We start from the raw sequence: 3,945 nt of genomic DNA on the forward strand, positions 1-3,945 counted from the left end.
CCATAATCAAGAAAAGTGGTGTCTCCAACACACAGCACTACATCGTATTCTGCAACAGTTTCCGCCGTCATTTGACAGTGCGGTTCGATTAGTCTTAAAAATTCCACTTTGGGGTTTGCAAAAACTCATAAGCCCTTTTGAGTACAGTTCCTCCGTTGAAGATTTCTGACAGCCCTTTGCCAAATCCTTGACTTCAAGCAAAACCAATTGACATTGCACGTTCATTCAATCGGCGATCGCCTAACTCACAAGTCGCAAAATTTTTCTCCCACCAGTCCAACATGATTTGTCGCCTCTGATACCACGCTTGGCTTATTTTACTGCAAACCTTCTAATTTGCCCTAAATCCTTTGTGAGCAAGCTTTTCAAGACTTAACGGGAAAAGTCAGAAGAGTACACCTCCAAAACAAAAAAAGGATCTGGAGCTAACTATTGATTGGGCAATACGCGCGATAGCGCGGCTAGGAGGATACTTAGAACATAGAAAAAATAGTGCAATTGGGATACAAGTTTTGTGGAGAGGTTGGTTAGAGTTGGAAACCTTGTGCCAAGGTTGGCTGCTGCACTCTTCATTGCATTCTTAAATTAATAGCTTAATTTTAATTGCAAGTCAGCTTTTGTCACCCGATAATGGTTCGCGAATAATCTTCGCGAACTGTCCCATCTTTGTTTTATGCCCAATCACACAAAACCTTCGCCCCAAGAGGATTTACATACACGCATAAATTGTGTAGCTCAAGTCAAAGCGCGTATTGAACAGGAAAGGAGCGCAATAATTGCTTCTCTTGAGGTGGCTGAACCTTCCTGTTGGATTGTTCGCTATCTAGCTAAGGGGAGGAAGTCAGCATATTGGTATTACAAATTACAGGCAACTGAAGCAATCTTTCCCACAAAGGCGGATGGTAAACTCAGTAAATACAAGCATTTAGGCAAGGCTGGTAGTAAAGCTTACATAGATGCCATTGAACAAATCCTTAACAGAGCTAAAATTGAAGCACTAGATCGTTCAATTGAAATTCTCAACCAGGGTTTGAAAGATTTAATCGAAGAAACTTCTAAATACAACAAAAAGTAGGAATTGGTTCGCGAATGACATTCGCGAACCAAACTTCCCTTTCCACATCCCGTGAAAAGTCAGCAAAGCTGACGATTTTAGAAGCACAGGCCGGAGGATATCTCAAAGGCAACAAGGCTGATTTTGCGATCGCCATTTCTCGCCCAGACCGCGCCTTGACCATCAACGAAAACTTTACTAACGAACCATTCACTGAGTTATGGGTGATTCCGGTTCTGTACGTGATATTTCCAAAACTCGCTGTACCCAGTATGAAATTTGAGCAGATGCAGATTGCTTTTGTTCGGTATCCGACCAAATATTGTCCCAGTTAAACAGCCAATTAGTCAGCAAACGAACTAAGTCAACTAACTCACAGGCTCGGTCAATGTCGTCTGCTTTTACCATGTCGGGTACAGTCCACTCAATAAAGTACCGACTTTCTTTTACCAAAGGCAGCATCAAATCCCTTGATGAGTCTCCAACCCACATAGACTGAATTTGCGATAGATGATTTGCCAAACGATGCAACCGAGTAGTCACATCATCTTGTGTAAAATTTTTCTGCTCTGGTGTCATTTGGATCATAAGTTTCCCAAGAACTCGATAAGAAGTTGAGCAACCCTTTCTCTAATATTAGGGTCTAAAATCTCCATTGACCTATTTTGGCGCGGACGAAGATTAACCATTGATTCAAAAATCATCTTTCCAGTCAAAGGCATAAAACTGGCAGCCCAAATATCTTTTTGCCTACTACCGTCTTTCAATAGCTCTTTTTCGCAATCAGCGTGCAGTTCGCCACCACCAACCAGCACCCGCCGTTCGATATCAACTGTGGTTTTGATGTAGAACTTGTGTTCTTCCAACATTTGTTCAAGTTGAAGAGGGATAGCGCGATTACGTAATAGCAAAATCATTCAAATCATTACCTCTATCAAGGAAAGGGATTTTAATTATGAAACGGAATCAAGTACAAGTAATTACTGTAAGTCTCGCTGGCATATTAGCGGCCATATCTATCGGGTATTTAGGAACTCAAATCTTTGGCAGAAATGCAATGTACATAATTGCTACAGGAATGTTTGGGCTGGGTACTGGGGGATGTATTGGTCAGGTTTTGGTAGAGAAAAGGCAATAGCAAGTAGTACAAACACAGTCAAGAGATTTAAGAAAAAAGCCCTGTTTTTGGGGCTTTTTTTCATCCCTATTTTTTTTCGTCAACCCTGCCACTTCCTCTGTGACACGCATTCTGTATGGCTTTGAGTGCTTTCAAGTGACACCAAGTTCATAATTTAACCATGCCGCTTTTTGTGACATTCCTTTAATAGCAAGGGTTCTAGAGTTTTACCCAATCTTGCCGCTTTCTGTGACATCTATGCACAGTAAGGCTTTTAGATGTCACAGCAGACCTTGCTGCTTTTTTGTGCCGCTTTGTGATCCGATGCGACTGTAAAATATAGATGACGTTTTAATCAAAATTTAAGCGAATCAACCACAAAAACACCTCAGTTGCGATCACCTCCGGTGCGCGGTTACACCATCGCTAAATTCTTGGCAATTCTTCGTTATGTCTATATTTGAATATGGTATTAATTAATGCTCATCTGTGCTAATAGCCAAATTCCTTTTCCCCGTTCCCTGGTTTATGTTACCTATCGGGACAAACTGGTTGAGCTAGTTCCTTATATGCCAAACGTGCGCGACATCGAAGTTAAATCACGTAGTGAAGTAGGCAGTAATATTTATACTGTTAATGAGTGGCATGGTGGTAGCGAAATTCCAGCAGCAGCAAGAGTTATCCTCAGTGAAGATATGCTTTCGTGGACAGAATACAATACCTGGAATCAGGCTGTGTTTACAGTTGAATGGCGTATTGAAACTCACGCTTTCACACAAGCAGTCAAGTGTTCTGGCAAAAATCGCTTTCTGTCAGACGGCAATACGACAGTAATTGAAAGCCGTGGTGAACTAGCAATCGACCCAAAACAAATCAAGGGAGTACCGTTCTTTCTCACAAGTACAATTGCTCATGTAGTGGAAGATTTTTTGGGGAAAAATATACAACCAAATCTACTAGCAATGAGCGCAGGAGTGCGCCAGTATCTAGAGCAAAATGCCAGAGATTGAAAGTGAGCATATCAATTAATAGAGTGTTGATCGAGAAGCTAACTACTATGCGTTCGCTATACTTGCTAATTCTAACCAACGACTTAATTCTTTTTGGTTAATGATGCGTAACTTAGAGAAAGGAATACGGCGTTTAGATGCCCAACGGTAGAGGGTTCGCAAACTAACTTTGTAACCTATTTGCTCATAGATATAGTCCGATAATTCTTGCCCTAAAAGTGGAAATTCCAGATTTTCTAAATCAATGCCAAATTTGGTAAATCGTGCTTTATCCTTCATCAGTAACAATGAAACGTCAGATAAAGAATATTTTTTGAAAGGGTTTTGACTTTTCAGGTATATTAGTCCTAGTAAATAGCAGCATTCTTTGAGCTTAACTTCTCGCTTGTAAGGCTGAACGCCACATATTCTTAAGAGTTCATTATCCTCCAAGAACTGATTGATGAATCGAAAGTGCGATCGCACAACGCCAACAGAGTTGAGGAATTGATGCAGCGAGGTTTGATGGCTCAAGGAGTGATTGCAGCCTTTGCTATTTTAATGTTTTCGTTCATCGGCATCTACGGTATTTATCGTTACATCGGTCAACAAGTTCAACAAATTCAGGAGACGTATAGCAATGTTAGGTAAATGGCTTCCTGGTTTATTTGGTAGTAAAAATGACGGTATAGTTTCAACAGATTTAAGAGTGGGAGATGCTACCCAAATTGAGGGAAATCTACCTTCATCAATCCGCGATCGCTACACATTACCTGCTTACACTA

The 3,945-nt window shown here is 40.9% G+C and carries 8 protein-coding genes and 2 pseudogenes; 5 read left to right on the forward strand and 5 right to left on the reverse strand.

The annotated features are described in order from the left end of the window. Nucleotides 1-94 precede the first annotated feature (94 nt). Nucleotides 95-283: pseudogene (locus F8S12_RS42370) on the reverse strand (IS4/Tn5 family transposase DNA-binding protein). Nucleotides 284-425: 142 nt separating this feature from the next. Here F8S12_RS42370 and F8S12_RS17995 point away from each other — a divergent pair. Both F8S12_RS17995 and F8S12_RS18000 read left to right on the forward strand, forming a co-directional pair. Further along, nucleotides 426-584 (forward strand): annotated as a pseudogene (locus F8S12_RS17995) (IS4 family transposase); the annotation flags it as partial. 89 nt (nt 585-673) lie between these two features. Beyond that, entirely contained in the window at nt 674-1,075 is a 402-nt protein-coding gene (locus tag F8S12_RS18000) for a hypothetical protein (protein ID WP_196517500.1), read from the forward strand. Here F8S12_RS18000 and F8S12_RS18005 read toward each other — a convergent pair. Genes F8S12_RS18005 through F8S12_RS18015 form a run of 3 tightly spaced genes read right to left on the reverse strand, consistent with a single transcriptional unit; the run spans nt 1,056 to nt 1,971 of the window. Then, nucleotides 1,056-1,268, reverse strand: coding sequence for a hypothetical protein (locus F8S12_RS18005; RefSeq protein ID WP_196517501.1), 213 nt, complete (start codon nt 1,266-1,268; stop codon nt 1,056-1,058). The two genes, F8S12_RS18000 and F8S12_RS18005, sit on opposite strands and share 20 nt — an antisense overlap. After that, nucleotides 1,265-1,642, reverse strand: a complete 378-nt coding sequence (locus F8S12_RS18010) for a hypothetical protein (protein WP_196517502.1) — start codon at nt 1,640-1,642, stop codon at nt 1,265-1,267. The genes F8S12_RS18005 and F8S12_RS18010 overlap by 4 nt, the downstream gene beginning before the upstream one ends. Further along, on the reverse strand, nt 1,639-1,971 hold the full coding sequence (locus F8S12_RS18015; RefSeq protein WP_196517503.1) for a DUF5674 family protein: 333 nt from the start codon (nt 1,969-1,971) through the stop codon (nt 1,639-1,641). Before F8S12_RS18015 ends, F8S12_RS18010 begins: the two co-directional genes overlap by 4 nt. Nucleotides 1,972-2,009: 38 nt before the next feature. On the opposite strand from F8S12_RS18015, the gene F8S12_RS18020 reads away from it, so the two are divergent. Next, nucleotides 2,010-2,192, forward strand: a complete 183-nt coding sequence (locus F8S12_RS18020; protein ID WP_196517504.1) for a hypothetical protein — start codon at nt 2,010-2,012, stop codon at nt 2,190-2,192. 458 nt (nt 2,193-2,650) lie between these two features. Further along, entirely contained in the window at nt 2,651-3,181 is a 531-nt protein-coding gene (locus F8S12_RS18025) for a hypothetical protein (RefSeq protein ID WP_196517505.1), read from the forward strand. A gap of 45 nt (nt 3,182-3,226) precedes the next feature. On the opposite strand, the gene F8S12_RS18030 is transcribed toward F8S12_RS18025, so the two are convergent. Beyond that, nucleotides 3,227-3,694 (reverse strand): helix-turn-helix domain-containing protein, encoded by a 468-nt coding sequence (locus F8S12_RS18030; protein WP_196517506.1) that lies wholly within the window; start codon nt 3,692-3,694, stop codon nt 3,227-3,229. Here F8S12_RS18030 and F8S12_RS41680 point away from each other — a divergent pair. After that, a complete protein-coding gene (locus F8S12_RS41680; protein ID WP_269144831.1) occupies nt 3,686-3,811 on the forward strand; it encodes a hypothetical protein in 126 nt (41 codons plus the stop codon). The two genes, F8S12_RS18030 and F8S12_RS41680, sit on opposite strands and share 9 nt — an antisense overlap. Nucleotides 3,812-3,945 lie beyond the last annotated feature (134 nt).

Origin of the sequence: Nostoc sp. WHI, from assembly GCF_015714725.1 — a bacterium.
GTDB lineage: Bacteria > Cyanobacteriota > Cyanobacteriia > Cyanobacteriales > Nostocaceae > Nostoc.